Here is a 20,808-nt window from a genome sequence, read left to right as displayed (position 1 = left end):
TTTCTATTTTTTGCAGATTCTTGGCTTAGTCTCTTTTTGCAATAGGTTTCAAAGATGCATTTTTTAAAAATTCAGCCTTTTTCATTGATTCATGGCACTCTTAGGGTTATAATGAAACCGTCAGAATCCACCAATTTTTTGCAAAGGAAGGTGCTTATGAAAAATACCTACGGGCTGGATCATGTTGATCTAAAGATCATCAAAATTCTGCAGCGTGATGGTCGGACCCCCAATACGGATATCGCTCGATCATTGGACGTTTCAGAATCAACGGTTCGTAACCGTATTGCTCGGCTTATTGAAAAGGACGTCATCCAAATCGTCGCCGTAGCCGACCCCTTTAAACTGGGACTGGATATCGCCGCTTCCATCAAGATTCATGTGGATATACAAAAGGCGGATCACGTAGCCACGGAACTAAAAAAAATCGAAGCCCTCTGGTACATAACCCTCTCTACTGGTGCTTCAACCTTTCATGCAGAGGTGTATGTAAAAAACATCCTTGAATTGCAAAGTCTCTTGAAAAATCAAATCTGGAAAATCGACGGCGTTACCCACACGGATACGTCTGTAGTGATGGATTATTTAAAAAGAGATTATGGATGGGACTTTTAGAAAAAAAAAACTCCCTATTAAGGGAGTTTTTAATGTTTCATCAAACTTATAATAATTCGCCTCTTGCATCAAAAAACCAGGATGGAAACTGTATAGCACCAGACACCTTTTCCAAGGCTCCATCTTGCAGCGGCATCATTTGAAGGTATTCTTCTTCAAAACCAAAGGGCAAATAGACTCCCTCTGGTACTGCTGGCCTAAATCCAAATCGCTTGTAATAATTGGGATCTCCGATAACAATCATCACAGGATAGTCGGTTTTACAAGCTTCCTCCACGGCTTTTTGACACAAGACTTGACCAACACCTTGTCGTTGATATTGGGGCAAGACAGACACCGGAGACAAGATTAAGGCTGGAATCTTATGACTTTTTCTATGGATAATCACTTCCGATACCATTAAATGGCCTATGATTTGGCCATCAAACTCCGCCACTAAGGCCAACTCAGGTACATAGCCACGGCTAGATCGAATGGCTTCCACTAGCTGCCATTCCTTGCCTGTGCTAAAAGGCATTGGATCAAAGGCCTCCTGAACCAGCTGTCGAATCCTTCTATGTTCTTTTTTCGTTTCAGGCCTTAGGATCAATCCCTCTTCCCATTTCCGGTCTTCCATTACTGTCGCCCCCTTCCCTATCTATTCTATTAGGATCCGATTATTTTCTCTAGGGCCTCTTCCCAAGACATCCGAATCTGATCCCCACTCTCAAAATCTTTCAAGACTACCAAGCCATCCTTCACTTCTTCGTCTCCTACTAAGACTACCCAAGGAATCCCTTGTTTATTCGCGTAATTCATCTTCTTTCCAATTTTTGTTTCTTCCAAAAACACTTCCGTCACAACTCCCGCATCTCGGAATCGTCTGGCAATGGCTGCACAGGTTTCCAAGGTATCGCCAATGGGCACCACTAGCAATTGGGTTAATACCTGTTCCTTCATATTCCCTAATAGTCCAGCTTCGTTCAACTGATAGAAAAGTCGAGTTAATCCAATGGAAATTCCAACTCCCGGCAGTTTTTCCTTGGTGTAGTGTTCTGCTAAGTTATCGTAACGTCCACCGGAACAAATAGATCCAATTTCTGGATAGTTTTTCAATAAAGTTTCGTACACCGTACCAGTATAGTAATCCAACCCTCTTACAATGGTTAAATCCAGTTTAAAATGCTCTTCTGGAACGCCAAAGGCTCGAATCAACCGAGTCACTCGATCTAATTCCTGAAGCCCTGTCTGATAAAGCTCATTCTCTATGGCGGCTTCTTTCAAACCTTCCAGAATCTGGTCATTGCTCCCTTTCAACTGTATAAAATTCAAAACCGCGTCAATGGCTTGTGTTTCTATCCCTGCATCCATCAACTCTTGTCGCGTTTTTTCCAATCCGATTTTTTCCAACTTGTCGATGGCTTTCAGTATTTCTGGCCGGCCATCTAATCCATAGTGTTGGAAAAGTCCATTCATGAGTTTTCGATTGTTGATCCGTATGATAAATTCTGGCAGCCCTAGCTTTGTAAAAACGTCGTTGATGATGGCTGGAATTTCTGCATCATTCACTACTTCCAAGGTGTTTCGACCAATTATATCGATATCACACTGATAGAATTCTCGAAAACGGCCTTTCTGGTTTTTTTCACCCCGATAAACTTTTCCAATCTGATATCGACGGAAAGGAAACGTTAGATGCGCCATATGCTGGGCAACATAACGAGCCAAAGGCACGGTTAAATCAAACCGCATTGCCACGTCCGTATCGCCTTTCATAAACCGATATACTTGCTTTTCTGTTTCACCGCCGCTTTTCACCAGCAACACATCAGATTTTTCAATCACTGGTGTATCCAAAGGGATAAACCCATATCGTTCATATACTTCTCTTATGGTATCACGCATTTGATTGAACTTAATCTGCTCCGCTGGCAGAAGTTCCATAAATCCTGGTAATGTTGAGGGTTTTACAATTTTATTCTTCTCAGCCATATGCCTGCCTCCCTGTTTTCCATTTAAAGATACCCTCATTTTATCATTTGATGGGTAAATTGCAAGGGAAACCAAGCTGATAAGACAAGACTATCCCCTATAACCTATTCCCTATTCCCTATTCCCTATTCCCTATTCCCCTACTCTTTCATATTCATAAGAAAGCATCGAAAGGATATGCATGGAGCGATACCCCTCTGCATACTTTTTGCATTCCCTAAGGGTCCCTTCAAAAATAAAACCTTCGGATTCGTAGAGTTTTCGAGCCTTGGGATTATCATCAAACACATCCAACCATAGACGATGACATCCGTATGCTTGAAAACAAAGTTTTTTAATCAGTCGAAGGCACTGTCTCCCATAGCCCTTTCCTTTTTCCGATAGGGTGATACGGTCAAATTCAATGACATGATGAGGGCTTGTGATGGAAGACAAGATAATATACCCTACCACTTGGCCCTTTTCCTGCTCCTCCACCATAAAATGTTTTTCATCTTCAGATTCAATGGCTTCTAAATGCCTCTCTTTAGGCCAATTATAAACATACCTTCGATTCTCTTCATGTCTTTCTATGGCCAATACCAGCTCTAAATCCTCTGGTGTTGTTTCCCGAAGGCGAAGGATTTCATTTTCGATCACTATGATTGACATCCCTTAGAACTCCTTTCTTTTTTTTCTTTTAAAAAAACCCCGACTCTTACTCTTCTTATACCCTTACAATGAGTTTAAAAAGGCAGAAAGCCGAAGTTTTTCAATGTCTTTATTTTTTTACGCAGATTTCCAGAGAATCCTCAAAGAAATGGGAAATACCTGTATCTGTTACATAGAAGGATGCATCTACTTCAAAACCAACATCATCCAACCAAATACCTGGAATCAGGTGCAGTGCCATGTTTTTCTCCACAAGGGTTTTATCCCCAGGACGAACGCTAATGGTTTGCTCACCCCAATCTGGTGGATAGTTGACTCCTATGGAATAACCAATCCGAGATTCTTTCACCAAGCCTGTTTTTGCAATGGTTTTACGCCATGTTTCTTCAATATCTTCCACCAGCACTCCTGGTTTAATCATCTCCAGTGCCGCTGCCAATCCTTCTAGGACGGTTTTACCTGTATCCTTCATCAATTGAGGAGGGTCTTCTCCCAAGTACATGGTTCTGGCAATTGGCACATGATACCGCTTATACACACCACAAAGTTCTAGGAGCACCGCTTCATTGTTCTCATATTTCTTTTCTGTCCAGGTAAGGTGTGGGGTTTTTGTTGCCTCTCCCGCCATCATTAAGGGAACTATCGCTGGGTAATCGCCACTATGTTCCGCCGTTCCAGCATATTGAGCTTCAGCAATTTTAGCGGCTACATCGCACTCTCGAACACCAGGCGCAATCTCTCTCTGGGCCGTTGCCATTACCTTAGATGCAATTTCTCCTGCAATCTTCATAAACTGGATTTCTTTTTCTGATTTAATGACTCGAACCCAGTTCACCAAGGTATTCGCATCTTTGAAAGTGGCATTAGGAAGAGATTTTTCCAACTCTAGGTGAGCTCGATGAGGGTAGTAAAACTGATCCATTTCTACGCCTAGGATCTTTTTATCCCATCCTCGTTCCTTGATGACATCTGCCATAAAATGCATGGGATGTTTTACCAGAGAATGTACATAGTCGTCGGCATATTGGTAAATATTCCTATCCGAAAGAAAGCTCGTGATCCGAGCTGCATTGGCATCCATTCCCCGACCAATCCAGACGGGTTCTTCTTGGTCTAAGGATACCAATAAACACTGATGCACATAAAAACTCCATCCATCATAGCCCGTCAGGTAATTCATATTGGCTGGCTGAGAAATGAACAATAATTCTATTCCCCATTCAGCCATTTTTTCTTTGGTTTTTCTAACTCTTTCCAGATACTCTTCTCTGCTGAACACATGCATGGCCTTCCCCTCCCTTAATTCTTATGAATTTAAATACCAACTCTTCCCAGCTTTTACAGTTTTTACAGCTTTTACAACTTTTACCTGACTTTTCACATAGATCCTTTTCGCCTTTCTTGTAGGACAGCAAGATGCATATATCGGATCATGGTCACAAAATCAAAAACTGGTAATCCGGTGGCTTCTTGCACCGACGCCGCATATGGCGGCAATACGCTGCATTCCAGCAACAAGGCACCCAAATCCCCATGGGCTTGCTGAAGCTTTACCGCAGCCTCTACCACTTCTTTCTCCACTTCTTTATAATGCAAGGTTCCTGTTTCTCGAAGAAACGCATCAGAAAAGAAGGGTTTTTCCTGCAAACCCTGGATACATAACTGATCTAGTTTTGTGGAACCTGTCTTTTCCAATATATCGGTTGTTAATGAATCCGAGTCTACCGTTAGAATTCCTACCTTGGCTCTTTGGGGTAAGATTTGTTGCATAAAGGGAATCTGAAGCATGCTAGAGAGAAATACTGGAACTTCTAACTCCCTGGCCAACTGCTCTTGATACAAAATCATAAATCCACAATCCGAAGTAATGGCTCTAACTCCTTCTTTTTGAAGTTCCTTTCCAGCCGCCACAACATCCTTCAAGGCTGTCATATCGTGTTTTAAAATCCGATCTACCGTAAGGCCTGAAACCCGCTGAAATCGAACGGGAAAATCGTAAGTGGTGGCATTGGCCACATCTCCTGGAATATAAGGAGCTTCACTATCTATAAGAAGAATGCCTATGGATTCTCCATAACTAACTTGTCCCGGTTTAACATGATAGATCAAAGCCTTCTCCCCCTCCAAGAATAACAGTGGCACGGAGGTGTTTTCCCTAAAAAAACTAGGTTTAAGAACCTCCGTACCCCCAGTACCTCTGTCGAAGCATTGGTTAACTTTTTTTCCTTTTAAATCAAGGCTGCATTAGGAAGGAACAAAGCGATTTGTGGAAAGAACACCAGCAATACCGTAACAAGAAGCAAAATAAACACAAAAGGTGGGGTATGGCTGATAATTTCTAAATAAGGCCTTCTGAATATCAACTGTGCTGTAAAAATATCGCATCCAAAAGGAGGAGTTGCGGATCCAATGGCCGCCTGTAAAACCACCAGAACCCCCAGTAGGATGGGATCTATGCCCGTCATCAGTACATAAGGGGCAAATACCGGACTCAATACATAAATGGCTACGATAGGATCCACAAACATACATGCAATAAAGTAAGCGGCTACCACTACAAAGACAACGTACAACTGACTTGGGTCCTCTCCAAACACCAAGGGTAAATAGGTCTGAGGAATTCGAAGAAAGGATAGCAACCAAGAAAAAGCATTGCCAGCACCAACCAGTACAAATACCACGCCGGTAATAACACCAGTTTGAAGAAAGTGATCGATCATGGCATTAAAGGTTACGGTCTTATAGATCAATCCTTCTAAGAAAAGTGCATAGGCCACGGATGCCGCCGCCGCTTCTGTAGGGCTAAAGATACCACCATAAATCCCACCAATAATGATTAAAGGAAATCCAAGAACTAACACACCGCTCTTCATGGCATCTTTTCGTTCTTGCCAGTCTGCCTTTGGCGCTCCAGCGATGCCGTTTCGCTTGGAATAAATAAACGCATACACTGAAAAAAGGAAAAATATCAGTAATCCTGGACCCACGCCTGCCAGGAATAGCTTTCCTACAGAAGTTCCTGTGACTACTCCATAGACAATAAAGCCGATACTAGGCGGAATTAAAAAAGCGATGTCACTGGAATTGATAATTAATGCAAGGGTAAAGGAACTGGAATACCCAGCCTCTAATAACATAGGCCGCATCGTACCGCCAATGGCTGCAACCGTTGCCTGGGTAGATCCGGAAACAGCTCCAAAAAGGGTACAGGCTGCATTGGTGGTAATGGCAAGGCCTCCTGGAATATGTCCCAGAAACGCTTTGACCATCCGAATCAATCTACGGGCTGCCTGACCAGCCGTAATAATATTGGCAGCCAAGATAAACATAGGGACAGCCACCAGAGAAGGAGGGATAATTCCCGTTACCACCTGCTGTACGATGACGTTCATATTAAATCCTGGCATATACACTAAAATATAAAGCAATAGGGATCCTAACAATACCACCATGAAAGGAAACCCAAACAAAAGCTTAACGATCATACTACCAACTAATAATGGCATAAAACCACCTCTCTTTTAGGGTTTCTTTTCTTCGTCCAGTTCAGCGTCCTCTTCAGAGTCTAGGTCCTCTCCACCATCCTCCGCCATGGTTTCGGCTTTCAGCTTTTCTCCTACTGCTTGGTACTCTTCTGCCATTTGCTGTAATTCTTCGGCTTCGTATTCCCCTTGTTGTTCAGGAGAAAGCCAAACTTCCTTTTCTTTGATGTTCTTGATGATGGTTCGAAGGTATTGAACACCTGCAGAAAAGAAACCTAAGGGAATAATCGCTAAAAAAGTCCAGTAAGGTAGTCTTAATGCCGGTGTCACATGGCTCATATTTCTTGCCTGAGCCATATAGCCATAGGAGTAGTAGGCCATCATAAACATAACCAGACCACTGATGGTACAAATAACAAGAATCATTGCTTTTTGAAGTTTCAAGGGGGCTGCATCGAAAAAAGCGCCCATCCGTATGTGCCGAGCTTTTCGAACCGCATAGCTTACCCCAGCAAAGGTAATTAGAATGGTAAATAACTCGGTTATTTCTTCCGCAAAGTAAATACTACTAAAAAAAGTTCGAGCAAAAACATTTGCAATAACCAGAGCAGCCATGGCAAAGACCGAAACAGACAGCACAACGACTTCAAAGTACTCCACGCTTTTTCCCAATTTCTGAATCAGAGTGGTGGAGCCTGTCTTTTGATTGGCTTCCATATCAACGCTCCTTTCTAAAATCCCTGCGGTGCTCATAGCACCGCAGGGAACCATCTTCCTTCATTTCAGAGAATTCATTAGTCTTCTATACCAAGGGCTTCTTTGGCATTTTCAATGTCATTCAACAGCGTTTCAAGAATTTCTTCTGCCTGAGGTCCACCAATTTCAAGGAACTCATCATAAACCGGTAGTGCTGCTTCTTTAAATGCTTCTAGCTCTTCTCCTGTTACTTCATGGTATTCCATATCTGGTCGAGCTTCTAGCATATAAGCCAAATCTTCTTCATGACGCTCATCAATCCACTCTGCAGAAGGAAGAATGGCTTCTACCCACCACGTTCTCATTTCTTCCTGCACTTCTGGTGGCAAGGAATCAAAGAACTGCATATTCACCGTTGGTATTCCCGTAAACGGTTCTGCAAAAATGTCTGTCAAATAGTCTTGTACTTCATAAAAATTCATGCTTCTAATGGCAAAGATGGGGTTTACTTGTCCATCGATCAAATTCGTCTGTAAACCACCGTATATTTCACCATAGGCCATAGGGGTAGGAGCTGCTCCATAGGCTAAATAATCTTCTACCAACAATGCGGATCCCATTACCCTCACTTTAAATCCTTGCATATCCTCTACGGTTCTAATGGGTCTATTGGAGCTGATGGTTTGCCATCCTTCATAAAGCACACTCAGGGGTACCAAACCATTCCGACGGAAGGCTTCTTCCAACACGTCCATAAAATCTCCGTTTCGAACAACCCAATCCAAGGTTTCTGGCATATGATCTGGTGGCCATAAATAGTGAAGCGCCAACACTTGAGCTTCTGGAACGAAGGCACTAATCCAAGCAAAGTCTGTGAATACATACTCCACCACACCAAGCTGAGCTAACTCATTGATGTCCCGCGTATCTCCAAGGGTTCCATAAGGATATACCGTTACATCATACATCCCATCTGTTACGTCTCTCATATGGTCTGCATAATGCTCTGCCCATACCGTCATAAAGTCGCCTTCTATTTCTTCAGACGCAAATCGTGGCTGTAGTGGTGCATTTAAAAGTTCGCCAAGGGTTTCTTCTCCTGTTCGCTCTGCAGGGGCTTCTTCTGGATCATCTGCAGGAGCCGTATCACCGCCGCAACCAGCCAGTCCCAAAGTGCTTATCAGTACCAAGCTCAGTAACGATGCCAGTAATTTCTTTTTCCAATTCTTCTTCATTGAATTTCCTCCTCTTTTTCTTTCTGGTTTTTTCACTTTTTCCCGGCTTGTCAATCCTTGGAATTATCAATTGCTCGATCCCAGGTTTTCTTCCTCTTCTTCTCTTTTGCTAATAGCAGCTTGCTGTTTAAAGTAAGAAAGGGTGCCCTTCACGAACAACTCCACACCCAGTGGCATCACATCTTCATCGATGTTAAACCTGGGATTGTGATGAGGATAATGTGTTTCTTTTGCTTCATTACCGGTACCCAAAAATATGAATACCCCAGGCACCAAGGCGGTAAACTCTGAAAAATCTTCGCTGGCCATATTGGAATGGGGGACCACTTTTTCGTCTTCTCCCGCAACTTCTCTGGCTGCTGCCATCATGACCTTTACCATGCTTTCGTCGTTGATAAGTGCAATATTTTCACGGAACCATTCCATCTGACATTGGCAACTATGGGTTTCTGCCACTTTCTCAGCCACTCGTTTTAACCGCATGACGGCTTTGTCGTCTCCATCGTCATAAAGGGTTCGAATGGATCCTTCAATGGTAACAAAATCTGGAATGATATTGGCTTTTGTCCCCCCCTCTATTTTCCCAAAGGACATGGTGGTTGGTTTCATGCAACTAATCTCCCGAGTTTGAACCCGTTGTGCCGATAGTACAATGTCTGATGCGGCTATAATAGGGTCGATAGCCGTTTCCGGATATCCAGAGTGACCACCGTACCCACGCACTAAAATTTTAAAAATATCCAGTCCTGACATAACGCCACCAGCCGACAAGCCAATGGTTCCCGATGGCAACGGCGCCCAAATATGAACCCCTACGGCGGCATCTACTTTCGGGGCTTCCAACACCCCTTCGTTGATCATGGGCAGGGCCCCAGCATTTTCTTCGTTAGGCTGAAACACCAGTTTAATGCTTCCATTCAGCTGGTCTTTCATCCCCACCAACACCTTGGCCGCTACCAACAGCATGGCCGTATGGGCATCATGGCCACAGGCATGCATGACGCCCGGTGTTTTGGATGCGTAGGGAAGTTTATTCTCTTCCTGAACAGGCAATGCATCCATGTCGGCTCGTAACATTAATACAGGACCTTCTGCTTTTCCTTCAATCATCCCAACCACACCAGTTTGTGTCATTCGACAGGTTTCTATCCCCAGTGCTTGTAGGTATTCTTCTACCACTTGTGCCGTCCGATGTTCTTGATACCCTAACTCTGGATATTCATGAAAATCTCTTCGAAGAGCAATTAACTCTTGTTTCAAGGCTGCTATTTCATTTTTAATGGGATCCATTATCCTGGCCCCCCCTTAGACGTGTTCAAAATAACTACGATTCCATGTTTCTTCCTTCTTTAAACCTTGGAGCCCTTGGCTTTTGGGAGGACTCATTTTACATCTTCACTGTCCCCCTGCCACCCAAGAAAGGTCGATAATTTATCGGAAGCTTCCTTCAAACCCGCTTTGATGGATTGAATTTTAGAGTAGGTTTGTCGAATGCTGGCCCCACTCACGCTAATAGCTGCTACGATTTCATTTTTAAAATCCCGTACAGGCATGGCCACACAGGTTAAACCAGCACAGAATTCTTCATCATCAACGCTGAAGCCTTGTTTTCGAATACGGGCCAATTCTTGCATCAGGGCATCCATATCTGTAATAGTGGCGGATGTATAGGCTTCCAACTCTCGATCTCCAAAAATAGTAAGCACTTCTTCTTTTGTCATTTCACAAATCAACGCTTTACCCATGGCGGTGGCATGAAGAGATTCCCGAGAACCAATTTGCAGATTAGCGATCAAGGACGCTTTGGGACTTACTTTCGAAACCGTCACCACGCTATCATCCACCCGCACCCCAAGGTTTACTGTTTCTTGGTATTGGTTACACAGATCTTGAAGGATGGCCACGTCGAAATTATATAAATTTCGTTGCCGGGGGATGATATTGCCAATTTCAAAAAGCCTCCATCCAAGTCGATATTTTTTACTGTCTTCACACTGTTCAATGTAATTCCTCGACATCAGCGTGTCTAAAATCCGGTGCACCGTGCTTTTCCCAATATTTAAGCGAAGGCTGAGTTCACTGACTCCCAGCCCTTCCTGAAATCCTTCATCCGCTAATATCTCCAAAAGTTCCAGGGCTTTATCAATGGTTTGCACCGGATATCGAGCTGTTTGATGTGTTTTTTCCTGACTCATTTCATCACCATTCCTTTAGAAGGCTATTCTAACCTAACAATGCATAGAGCCACCTCTTGCCCGCCAATGAACTTACTGAAGAAGGGACGAAAAAAGGTTCTCTTTTCAGAAAACCTTTTTTCAGTTTTATCCTATACCCAGCCTCTGGCTTTCATGGATTTAGCCAGTTTTTGAAGGGCATTGATCCAGGCAGCGTTGCGCATAGACGTATCTTTTGCTTGAGCCGTATCCATGGTATCCCGATACGCTTTTGTAATTTGTTCTTTCAATCTAGAATTAATGGTCTCTATATCCCAGTAGCTATCCGTCAGGCCTTGGGTTCGCTCAAAAGAACATACAATGGCACTTCCGCAATTGGTCAGCACGTCAGGTACAATATGCACTTGTTTTTCCTGTAACATTTTTTCTGCTCCTGGTGTTACCGGCCCATTGGCTGCTTCCATAATGAGTTTTGCCTTAATATCCTTAGCATTTTCCTCATGAATAACACTCTGGACTGCCGCCGGAATCAGGATATCACACTCTAATTCCAAGACTTCTTCTTTGTTGATTTCTTTTTGTCCTGGGAACCCTTCTACGGAACGATTTGGATGGTTATCTACATGGGCTTCCAACTGAGAGATATCAATACCATTGGCATCATAGACACCACCAAAATAATCCGCTACACCAATGATCTTATACCCTTCTTGATGAAGGAGCCGTGCCGCAATTCGGCCTACATTTCCAAATCCTTGAATCGCTACCGTGGACCCTTTTGGTATATTCAAATCACGCACTGCTTCCATGGTCACAAAGAAGGCGCCTGTTCCCGTAGCTTCCATACTACCTACAGTACCGCTGGTTTCAGCTGGTTTATCATTAATGGCCGCTGGGCTATGAAATCCATTAATCTCTTCGTACTCATCCAACATCCAAGCCATGGTCTTGGCGCTGGTGCCAATATCTGCACCAGGAACATCCACCCAGGCTCCTTTCATTGGCAGTTTTCGAATATAAGCTCGAGAAAGTCTTTCCAATTCACCTTCAGAAAGTTTGCCAGCATCCACACGAACGCCGCCTTTCCCTCCACCAGCAGGAATCCCACCCACGGCATGTTTAATCGTCATCCAGAAACCAAGGGCTTTAGCCGTGTCCAGATCCAGATCCGGCACAAACCGAAGTCCGTTTTTCACTTGCCCTAAAGCGTCGTTGTAATGCACTCGATAGGCCGTAAAAATCTCCAATTCCCCATTATCCATTTTCATCGGGATCGTAAATTCAAAAATTCGTTTAGGCTGGCTGAGGATTTTTATGACATTTGGCTCAACATCTGCCATTTTAGCGGCTTCATTTAATGTAGTCAAGGCTGTTTCAAAAGGGTTTTTGCTCATCAAATCACTCCAATCTTGGGTCTAGGGTACTCACACCGCTCCCCGGCACTTTTGCCATGAAGCGGTGTGAAGAATCTCTTAATAAAAAGTCTTTCTATTTATCTCCTTGAAGCTATGGTTTTGGAATAGCAAGGTCCTCTGTGTAATCATTGAATTTAAGGTCGTAATCGCTTTCATCGCACCATTCTTTACACACTTGCGCCATTCTTACTTTTACTTTCACCAAGTGATTTAAGGTGGCATCATCATGCCATGCATTATAAAGATCGCATTCGTTTTTACCCGGCTCAAACTTAAAGTATACCGGCGAACAAATTCGAGCTATTTCATCGGCTTCTACGTGACGTTGGTTTCCACCCATGGAATCCACAATGCTCATGTATACATCCAATGGAATGTCCGTGACGCTTCGAATGGAAGCAAACATGGCCAGAGAAAGATCCGCCAAAGGATTAAAGCTGTCTGCTCCCATCTCTTCCAACATTTTAGCGCCTACGGCATTTCCATGGCCAGCAAACACGGAAACCTTGAATTTAACATCGGCAGGAATCACACCATCTGCTCGCAGTTTATGAGCTAAATAAAGCATGCCTTCATCTGGAATCAGAAATCCACGGATCCCAGCATCGATGCATCGACTTACTTCTCGAAGCCACATATAAAGGTTGTCTTGACCTCGTACACGCATGCCAGAAACATAACCTTCTGGAGTTCCATATTGCTTCCCAGTATCCCATGCTCTTGTTGGAACTGGGTTAACAAGAGTTTCCATTTTCGCATCTGCACCAATTTGCGCGTAATGCTTTAGCTCCTGCTTATCCAGTACAGCTGAGCCACCTACGGTTCCAATCACACGATGAATCGGTAGCTTTCTTGCTTGTGCTTCTTTTACCAATACTTCAAAGTTGGCTGCGTTTTCAATTCCAGGTACTTCCATTCGATAGTGAGCTCCACCTTCAAAGGCTACTTTTGAAGAAGGCATGTCATGAAGATCTTTCAATGGAAATACTGTTTTTTCTTGAATATATTTTTCGATGGCTTTCATTGTCATTATTATTTCCTCCTTAGAATTGGGTTGGTGCCTCTCTGTTGAGTAGGCATGGGATCAGATACACTGTTCCTGCTGTTTATCTTTCTATTCGTATTCTTTGAAAAGTTTTTCAAAGGCTTCTATAGGATCTGTAATGTGGTATACATAATCGTCGGATGGGAAGACGCCTTCTTTTACGTCTTTGATGTATTCTTTATAGGCGTTGGTTTCCACTTCTGCTACTTCCGCATACTTCTTTACAAACTTGGGAGTGAAGGCTTGGAATTTCCCGACCATATCACTGCTGATAAGCAGTTGTCCATCGCAAGCACCAGCGCCAATGGAATAAACTGGAATATCCAATTTTTTCGTGATAAATTCTGTTAACTCTGGTGGTACTGCCTCTACCAGAATGGCGAAGGCACCGGCTTCTTGGACTGCCAAGGCATCATCAATAACGCCTCTGGCATTATCCACAGTTCTTCCTTGAGCTTTAAAGCCTCCTAATTGACCAGAACTTTGTGGCGTTAATCCAATATGCCCTATAACGGGTATGCCTGCATCCGTAATGGCTCTAATTCGACTCTGAACTCGAACGCCACCCTCTAGCTTGATACAATCCGTATCCGCCTCTTTCATAAAACGAACTGCATTGTTAACCGCTTGCTCATCAGATGCCTGATAAGAGCCAAAAGGCATATCTCCGATGATCCAAGTGTTCGGCGCACCTCTTCGTACAGCTTGACAATGGGAGATGCAATCTTCCATGGTTACCGGAATCGTGCCGTTGTATCCTAAAGTAACCATTCCCAGAGAGTCGCCTACCAGCAACATATCCATGCCGGCTGCTTCCGCAAACATCGCGGTGGGGTAATCATAGGCGGTGATCCATGCCACCTGTTCTCCTGCTTTCTTCATCTTCATCAGATCAAGAATACTTTTCTTTTTTGCCATTGATGATTTCCTCCTTTTTCTCCTGTAAACGTTTTCTTTCAGAACACCTTTTCATTTCAGAATGCCCCTTGTTTCTCCGAAACATCCCGATATTAGTTGTTAAAAGGTCCAGCGGCTTGGTCCCGAAAGTTTTTCCGGTTCCCATAAAGCCCTTAGGCATTCTCCGTTATTTTGGAACGCCGTTCTAATGATTAAATAATATGATAATTCTGTCCCTATGTCAATGGTTTTTCGGAATAAATTTGGATAAATCCAATTTTTTTGATTAGGCGGACAATTTGCTCCTATTCAAGGACAGAAGAAGACTCAAAAATCCTATCCCCAAGGAACTTAGATTCTTGACAGAAAAAAACCGCCCTAGGCGGTTTCAGGTTATAGACAAAGCAATTTGAACTCGGTCATAACACTTGGATCTTATTCATGTTGCATTTTGCAAGCTTTAATCACTTGTTTTGCTAAGACCGCTGTGGTGACAGAACCTACGCCTCCAGGCACAGGTGTAAAAGCACCTGCTTTGGCTTTGACTTCTTCTTGGTGAACATCTCCTGTCATATTCCCGTCTTCATCTACGTTGATGCCCACGTCTGCTACCACCGCACCTTCTTTAATATGGGCTCCTCTTACAAATTCTGAACGGCCAATGGCTGCCACTAAAATGTCTGCACTAGAGGTAATTTTCTCCAATTCTTGGGTTCTAGAATGTGCTACTGTCACTGTTGCATTTTCCTGCAATAACAATAATGCTGCTGGTTTCCCTACTACCATGGAACGCCCTAATACTACGGCATTTTTTCCTTCCAGTGGAATTTGATAATGCTTAAATATTTCCATTACAGCCATGGGCGTACACGGAACAAATCCGCTTTCATCTCCTGTCAAAAGTTTTGCTGTGTTTTCTGGATGCAAACAATCCACGTCTTTCTGTGGTGCTATATGGGTTTCAATGACTTTTTCATCTAGCTGCTTGGGCAGTGGCCTAAAGATCAAGATGCCATGAACGCCCTGATCCTCATTGATTTTTTCCAAGGCTTCTAGAAAGGCTTCTTGCTTAATGTTCTCTGGCAGTTCTACTTTTTGAGTCTCAATACCAACGGCATCGCAGCGTTTGATAATTCCACGCTCATAGGCAATGTCATCGGTTTTTTCACCTACCCGAATCAGAGCCAAACAAGGTTTAATATCCTTGGATTCCAACACCGTAGCGTCGTTCTTTAACGCTTCTACAATGGCATCTGCAACAGGTTTTCCTTTTAATAATTCACTCATATTCAACCATCCTTTCAATTCCTTTTGTGAACAGTAATGCTTCCTTATATAGCTGCTTAGGAAGGAGTTTCATCTCCCAAATCACTTGATGGCATTGCTAACGATTTCAAATACCTGATCCGCCTTTTTAATACCCTGCGGAATCAGCGGATCTATCTGCTTCCGAGCTGTATGGATAAATGCTTGGTCTTTAATTAATTTTAAGTTAATCTGTACGTTCAATTCCGCACTTAGCATCCCTGCTTTTAAAGCCTGGACTCCTACACCAACATCACTAATCACCAATTTAGAGCTTAAGTGCACCAGTTGGTGATGAATCTCAATTCCTTTATAACAAATGATCACGGTTTCCAAAGGAACTTCGCAGGCTTTTTTTAGTCCACTCTCTAAGACTCGCTCTTTCTCCTGCTTTTGTTCCTCTGTCTCCGTTGGCAATCCATAGGCTTTGGATAAAGGAAGGAAGTTTTCTGCATCCAAATCTGTCAGTTCCAGAAATCGATCCTGCAGTTTCTTGCTTTCTTCTAACAGCTCTGCAATTTTTGCCTTTTGTTCATCGGTTTTCTTTTTAGTTGAAGACAAATTGGCTACCATTCCAGCCAAAGCCACACCAACCCCGCCTAACAAGGCTGCCGCTCCACCACCACCAGGAACCGCCGATTTGGTGCCTAACTCTGTTACAAAATCATTGACGCTTCGATCAATCCATTTCATCTCTCTTTCCCCCTCGTCTAGTTAACTTTTTAACAAATATCAGAAGCTTCCTGCAGAACAAAGAAGCTTCCAATCTATTTTTCTACTATTTCCTTGGTTTCAAAAAAGGCGGGGATTTCCCCGCCCTTTTATGGGTTTTATCTCATTCCTAGTACCTCTTATTTTCCACTTTCTACTTTCTACTTTCTACTTTCTGCTTTCCACTTTTCTGCTTTCCACTTTCCACTTTTCTGCTTTCTACTCCTTTAAAACAATCCCTGAATCATGCCGTCTTCATCCACATCAATCAGCTCTGCAGAAGGAACCTTGGGCAGACCAGGCATGGTCATGATGTCTCCCGTCAAGGCCACGATAAAGCCAGCACCAGCAGATACTTTTACCTGCCGAACGGCTACGGTAAAGTTTTCTGGTCGGCCTAGTTTCGTTGGATCATCAGATAAGGAATACTGGCTTTTCGCCATACAAATAGGTAGGTTACCAAACCCTAGTTTTTCTAATTTAGCAATTTCTTTTTCAGCAGCCGGAGCCAAGGTGATGCCATCGGCGCCGTATATGCGAGTAGCAATGGCTTCAATTTTCTTGGCAATAGGCTGATCCAATTCATAGGTGTATTTAAAGCTTGAACCGTCATTGTTTTCAATAAGACGAAGTACTTCTTTGGCTACTTCTACGCCGCCTTTTCCGCCTTCTGCCCAAACTTCCGAAAGAGCTACATTGACGTTCTGTGCTTGGCACGCTTCACGTACCATGGCCAATTCCGCTTCTGTATCAAGAGGGAATCGGTTAATGGCTACAACTACAGGTAGGCCAAAGACGTCGGTCATGTTTTCTACATGCTTCATCAAATTTGGTATTCCTTTTTTCAGGGCTTCTAGATTTTCTTCGTTGAGGTCAGCTTTTTTCACGCCGCCGTGGGATTTCAGAGCTCTTACGGTGGCAACGATCATCACCGCATCCGGTTGAATCCCAGCTTGACGACACTTGATATCAATAAATTTCTCCGCACCTAGGTCCGCTCCAAAGCCTGCTTCCGTCACAACATAGTCGGCAAAGTGCATGGCGGTTTGAGTAGCGGCTAAAGAGTTGCACCCATGGGCAATGTTCGCAAAAGGACCCCCATGGATAAAGGCAGGGGTGCCTTCTAAGGTTTGTACTAGATTTGGTTTTAAGGCATCTTTTAATAGAGCTGTCAAAGCACCAGCAGCATTGAGGTCACCTGCGGTGATAGGCTGATCGTCTCTGGTATAGGCTACTACCATGCGGGACAATCGCTCTTTCAAATCTTTCAAGTCCGTGGCTAGACAAAAGGCAGCCATGACTTCTGAAGCTACTGTAATGTCAAATCCATCTTCTCGTGGGACGCCATTTCCTTTGCCGCCCATGCCATTCACCATGTTTCTCAGCTGGCGATCATTCATATCCATGGCTCGTCTCCAGGTAATTTTTCGATTATCGATGCCTAGCTTATTGCCTTGTTGAATATGATTATCAATAAGAGCAGCCAATAAATTATTAGCCGTACCTACGGCATGAATATCGCCAGTAAAGTGTAGGTTAATATCTTCCATCGGGATCACCTGAGCATATCCTCCACCAGCAGCGCCGCCTTTAACACCGAATACCGGTCCCAGAGAAGGTTCACGCAGGGCCACAATGGTCTTCTTGCCTAAATAGCTCAGAGCATCGGCCACACCAATGGTAGTGGTGGTTTTTCCTTCACCAGCTGGAGTGGGATTAATAGCCGTGGTCAGGATCAACTTGGCTTTCTTTGATTCTTTGGCTTTTTTTACATGTTCTCCAGATACTTTGGCTTTGTACTTGCCATAAAGATCCAGATCATCTTCTGTTAAACCTAGCTGTGTTGCGATGTCCCGAATATCTTTCGGGGTCGCTTCCTGAGCAATTTGGATATCGGTTTTCATATTCTACAACGCCTCCTTAAATTTTTTCTTCCTATTATATGCATACGTTGCTTATCGCACTGCATGCTTATAGACGTAGCATAGCATCTACAGCGTCATTATTTCGTCCATACTTCCATGGATTTGAAAGCTCCCATAACAGAGGTTCTAAAACCCTTCTTTTTTTACGAAAGGCTTTTTTATTCTATTTCTAATTTGATTTCTCTTCATTTATTAGAACGCTATTCTACTACAGATTATAATAGTGCCTCTCTATTGTCAACAAGATTCCCTATAAAAGATCAAAAAGTTAGAATTTTCAGGCCAAAAAAATAAATACTTTCTTGATTTTTCAATCCTCCTAGCCTTTCCAAATTTGCAATTTATGCGTGATCATGGTAGAATGCATAGTGTTATTGACTCATTTATGCTTGCTTAACAACTTCAACCACTTAGAAACACGGTTTCAACAACCATTTTCATGTCTTCTAAGTGTCTTATTTGTTCTAGGATTTAAATGGAGTTACGCTTCCATTGAGCTAGGATTTCTGTTTGAAGCACCTAGCTTAATGGGTATAGAAGTAAAGCAATGGGCAAGTAATTTGTACAAAACTAGATTACTCTCAATGAAAGGAGCTGAATTAATGGCTAGTATTAAGGTAGAGAATGTCACCAAGATTTTTGGCGATCGGACCAAAAAAGCTTTAGAAATGCTGGATCAAGGTATTTCAAAAGACGACATTCTTGAAAAAACCGGTAGTACCGTAGGGGTCAACAACGCTACATTTGAAGTAGCAGAAGGCGAGACCTTTGTCATCATGGGGCTTTCTGGAAGTGGGAAATCAACATTGATTCGTTGTATGAACCGACTTATCGAACCTACTGCAGGAAACGTACTGGTAGACGGGGAGAACGTCACCAAGATGAACCCAGAGGAATTGCGAAACTTCCGTCGTTACAAACAGGCGATGGTGTTTCAGAAATTCGCATTATTCCCTCACAAAACCGTTGCAGAAAACGTGGCTTTCGGCCTGGAGATTCAGGAAATGAATGAAGAGGATCGAATGGAAAAGGCGTTGGAGGCTTTGGATTTGGTAGGCTTGAAAGGGTATGCCAACCAAAAACCCGGACAACTAAGCGGGGGGATGCAGCAACGGGTAGGATTAGCTAGATGCTTGGCTGTCGATCCAGAAATACTCTTTATGGACGAGGCTTTCAGCGCATTGGATCCTCTGATTCGTAAAGACATGCAGGATGAACTGTTGGCACTCCAATCGAAAATGAATAAGACCATCGTCTTTATTACTCATGATTTAGACGAAGCCTTGAAATTAGGAGATCGGGTAGCCATCATGAAGGACGGAGTTATCGAGCAGATTGATGCACCAGAAGATATCCTCCGTAATCCTAAAACCGAGTATGTTTCCCGTTTCGTCGAAGATGTTGACCTTTCTAAAGTGTTGACGGCTGAAGGCGTTATGGTAAAGGCTAAAGCTGTGGCGCGGCCTAAGGATGGACCAAGAATGGTACTTCGTAAAATGAGAGAAGCAAGCATTTCTGGCATCTTTATGATTAACAGAGAAGATGAATTGTTAGGGTATATCAGTTCGGATGACGCAAAAAAAGCAGTAGAAGCGGATAAAACCAGCGTAGAGGACATTCTTGAAAAGGATGTTGTCACTACTTTGCCGGACACCACCCTTAATGAACTGTTTGAACTTACTGCGACTGCCACGATCCCTGTAGCCGTCGTTGACGAAGAAAACAAGTTCAAAGGCCTGATCATCAGAGGTTCTCTGTTATCTGGTCTGGTAAAGGAGGCGTATCCTCATGATGACGAGTAGCATCCTAAATCCATTGGATTTCATTCCAAGAATTCCCATCGGTAATTGGGTAGATGCCATCATTCAAGCCCTTCGAACCGCCATTGGTCCCATCACAAGAGTTATTTCTACTTTTTTAAGTGGCTTCATGGGATTACTATCCGATGCATTGATTTTTATACCACCTTTCATACTCATCCTAATCATCAGTGCGGTGGCTTATAAACTGGCCAGCCAGCGAGTTGCCATCTTTAGCTTTTTAGGATTAAGTTTGATCTATAATATCGGCTTATGGGAAGAATCGATTATCACCATTACAATGATCCTAGTGGCTGTTTTCATATCACTCTTAATCGGTCTGCCCACAGGAATTTTATCCACACGCTATGAAATGGTCCATAAGATTGTTTGGCCGATTCTCGACTTTATGCAGACCATGCCAGCTTTTGTGTACTTGATCCCAGCTATATTCTTTTTCCGTCTGGGAGTGGTATCCGCCATGATTGCTACCGTTGTTTTCTCTGTCCCGCCGGTTATTCGGCTTACGGGACTTGGCATACGATTGGTACCAGAAGATATGGTGGAGGCCGCTACATCCTTTGGAACCACCGATTGGCAAAAGCTAACCAAAGTCCAGCTTCCCTTGGCCATGCCAACGATTATGGCTGGCGTCAACCAATGCATTATGCTTGCATTATCCATGGTTGTTATAGCAGCCATGATTGGTGCCGGCGGCCTTGGTGCCGTAGTGCTTAGAGGAATCCAGCGTGTAGATCTGGGTCTTGGCTTTGAAGGTGGTGTATCCGTAGTGATCCTGGCTATTATTCTTGACCGCATCACTCAAAGAAACAAAGATGCGGAGGAATAAGCCATTGATCATAGATAGGCAACAAAAAAATGAGGAA

Annotated in this window: 19 protein-coding genes; 3 read left to right on the top strand and 16 right to left on the bottom strand. The window is 43.4% G+C overall.

From position 1 onward, the window contains the following. Positions 1–156: 156 nt before the first annotated feature. Positions 157–615, top strand: a complete 459-nt coding sequence (locus tag ACZ47N_RS08110; RefSeq protein WP_464886055.1) for an Lrp/AsnC family transcriptional regulator — start codon at positions 157–159, stop codon at positions 613–615. Between the two features lie 46 nt (positions 616–661). Here ACZ47N_RS08110 and ACZ47N_RS08105 read toward each other — a convergent pair whose 3' ends face one another. The 16 genes from ACZ47N_RS08105 to ACZ47N_RS08030 all read right to left on the bottom strand — a co-directional run bounded on the left by ACZ47N_RS08105 (position 662) and on the right by ACZ47N_RS08030 (position 18,101). Next, a complete protein-coding gene (locus ACZ47N_RS08105; protein ID WP_464886054.1) occupies positions 662–1,231 on the bottom strand; it encodes a GNAT family N-acetyltransferase in 570 nt (189 codons plus the stop codon). Between the two features lie 29 nt (positions 1,232–1,260). Continuing rightward, entirely contained in the window at positions 1,261–2,586 is a 1,326-nt protein-coding gene (gene hisS, locus ACZ47N_RS08100; protein ID WP_464886053.1) for a histidine--tRNA ligase, read from the bottom strand. A gap of 132 nt (positions 2,587–2,718) precedes the next feature. Next, positions 2,719–3,237: a GNAT family N-acetyltransferase gene (locus tag ACZ47N_RS08095; protein WP_464886052.1), complete on the bottom strand. Its 519-nt coding sequence runs from the start codon at positions 3,235–3,237 to the stop codon at positions 2,719–2,721. Positions 3,238–3,346: 109 nt separating this feature from the next. Beyond that, positions 3,347–4,522: a M24 family metallopeptidase gene (locus ACZ47N_RS08090; protein ID WP_464886051.1), complete on the bottom strand. Its 1,176-nt coding sequence runs from the start codon at positions 4,520–4,522 to the stop codon at positions 3,347–3,349. A gap of 92 nt (positions 4,523–4,614) precedes the next feature. Next, entirely contained in the window at positions 4,615–5,346 is a 732-nt protein-coding gene (locus tag ACZ47N_RS08085) for an aspartate/glutamate racemase family protein (protein WP_464886050.1), read from the bottom strand. Between the two features lie 119 nt (positions 5,347–5,465). Further along, positions 5,466–6,743 carry a TRAP transporter large permease gene (locus tag ACZ47N_RS08080; protein ID WP_464886049.1) on the bottom strand — a complete coding sequence of 426 codons (1,278 nt, stop codon included), beginning with the start codon at positions 6,741–6,743 and terminating at the stop codon, positions 5,466–5,468. A 15-nt stretch (positions 6,744–6,758) separates the two neighbouring features. Continuing rightward, positions 6,759–7,436, bottom strand: coding sequence for a TRAP transporter small permease (locus ACZ47N_RS08075; protein WP_464886048.1), 678 nt, complete (start codon positions 7,434–7,436; stop codon positions 6,759–6,761). Positions 7,437–7,513: 77 nt separating this feature from the next. Beyond that, positions 7,514–8,650, bottom strand: coding sequence for a TRAP transporter substrate-binding protein (locus ACZ47N_RS08070; protein WP_464886047.1), 1,137 nt, complete (start codon positions 8,648–8,650; stop codon positions 7,514–7,516). A 66-nt stretch (positions 8,651–8,716) separates the two neighbouring features. Further along, complete coding sequence (locus tag ACZ47N_RS08065; RefSeq protein ID WP_464886046.1) at positions 8,717–9,940, bottom strand: M20 metallopeptidase family protein; 1,224 nt, start codon at positions 9,938–9,940, stop codon at positions 8,717–8,719. Between the two features lie 92 nt (positions 9,941–10,032). After that, positions 10,033–10,845: an IclR family transcriptional regulator gene (locus ACZ47N_RS08060; protein WP_464886045.1), complete on the bottom strand. Its 813-nt coding sequence runs from the start codon at positions 10,843–10,845 to the stop codon at positions 10,033–10,035. Between the two features lie 131 nt (positions 10,846–10,976). Then, positions 10,977–12,218, bottom strand: a complete 1,242-nt coding sequence (locus tag ACZ47N_RS08055) for a Glu/Leu/Phe/Val family dehydrogenase (protein WP_464886044.1) — start codon at positions 12,216–12,218, stop codon at positions 10,977–10,979. 112 nt (positions 12,219–12,330) lie between these two features. Continuing rightward, positions 12,331–13,269: a hypothetical protein gene (locus ACZ47N_RS08050; protein WP_464886043.1), complete on the bottom strand. Its 939-nt coding sequence runs from the start codon at positions 13,267–13,269 to the stop codon at positions 12,331–12,333. An 84-nt stretch (positions 13,270–13,353) separates the two neighbouring features. Next, complete coding sequence (gene panB, locus ACZ47N_RS08045; protein ID WP_464886042.1) at positions 13,354–14,202, bottom strand: 3-methyl-2-oxobutanoate hydroxymethyltransferase; 849 nt, start codon at positions 14,200–14,202, stop codon at positions 13,354–13,356. Between the two features lie 414 nt (positions 14,203–14,616). Beyond that, entirely contained in the window at positions 14,617–15,468 is an 852-nt protein-coding gene (locus ACZ47N_RS08040) for a bifunctional 5,10-methylenetetrahydrofolate dehydrogenase/5,10-methenyltetrahydrofolate cyclohydrolase (RefSeq protein WP_464886041.1), read from the bottom strand. Positions 15,469–15,549: 81 nt separating this feature from the next. Continuing rightward, positions 15,550–16,179 (bottom strand): cyclodeaminase/cyclohydrolase family protein, encoded by a 630-nt coding sequence (locus ACZ47N_RS08035; protein WP_464886040.1) that lies wholly within the window; start codon positions 16,177–16,179, stop codon positions 15,550–15,552. Positions 16,180–16,424: 245 nt separating this feature from the next. Continuing rightward, on the bottom strand, positions 16,425–18,101 hold the full coding sequence (locus ACZ47N_RS08030) for a formate--tetrahydrofolate ligase (protein WP_464886039.1): 1,677 nt from the start codon (positions 18,099–18,101) through the stop codon (positions 16,425–16,427). A 623-nt stretch (positions 18,102–18,724) separates the two neighbouring features. On the opposite strand from ACZ47N_RS08030, the gene ACZ47N_RS08025 reads away from it, so the two are divergent. Both ACZ47N_RS08025 and ACZ47N_RS08020 read left to right on the top strand, forming a co-directional pair. After that, positions 18,725–19,924: a quaternary amine ABC transporter ATP-binding protein gene (locus tag ACZ47N_RS08025; RefSeq protein WP_464886038.1), complete on the top strand. Its 1,200-nt coding sequence runs from the start codon at positions 18,725–18,727 to the stop codon at positions 19,922–19,924. After that, a complete protein-coding gene (locus ACZ47N_RS08020) occupies positions 19,911–20,771 on the top strand; it encodes an ABC transporter permease (RefSeq protein WP_464886037.1) in 861 nt (286 codons plus the stop codon). The genes ACZ47N_RS08025 and ACZ47N_RS08020 overlap by 14 nt, the downstream gene beginning before the upstream one ends. Positions 20,772–20,808 lie beyond the last annotated feature (37 nt).

This window comes from Tindallia texcoconensis (assembly GCF_055383815.1).
Note: the sequence above shows the minus strand (reverse complement) of the source record. Positions and strands in the feature narration are given on the sequence as shown.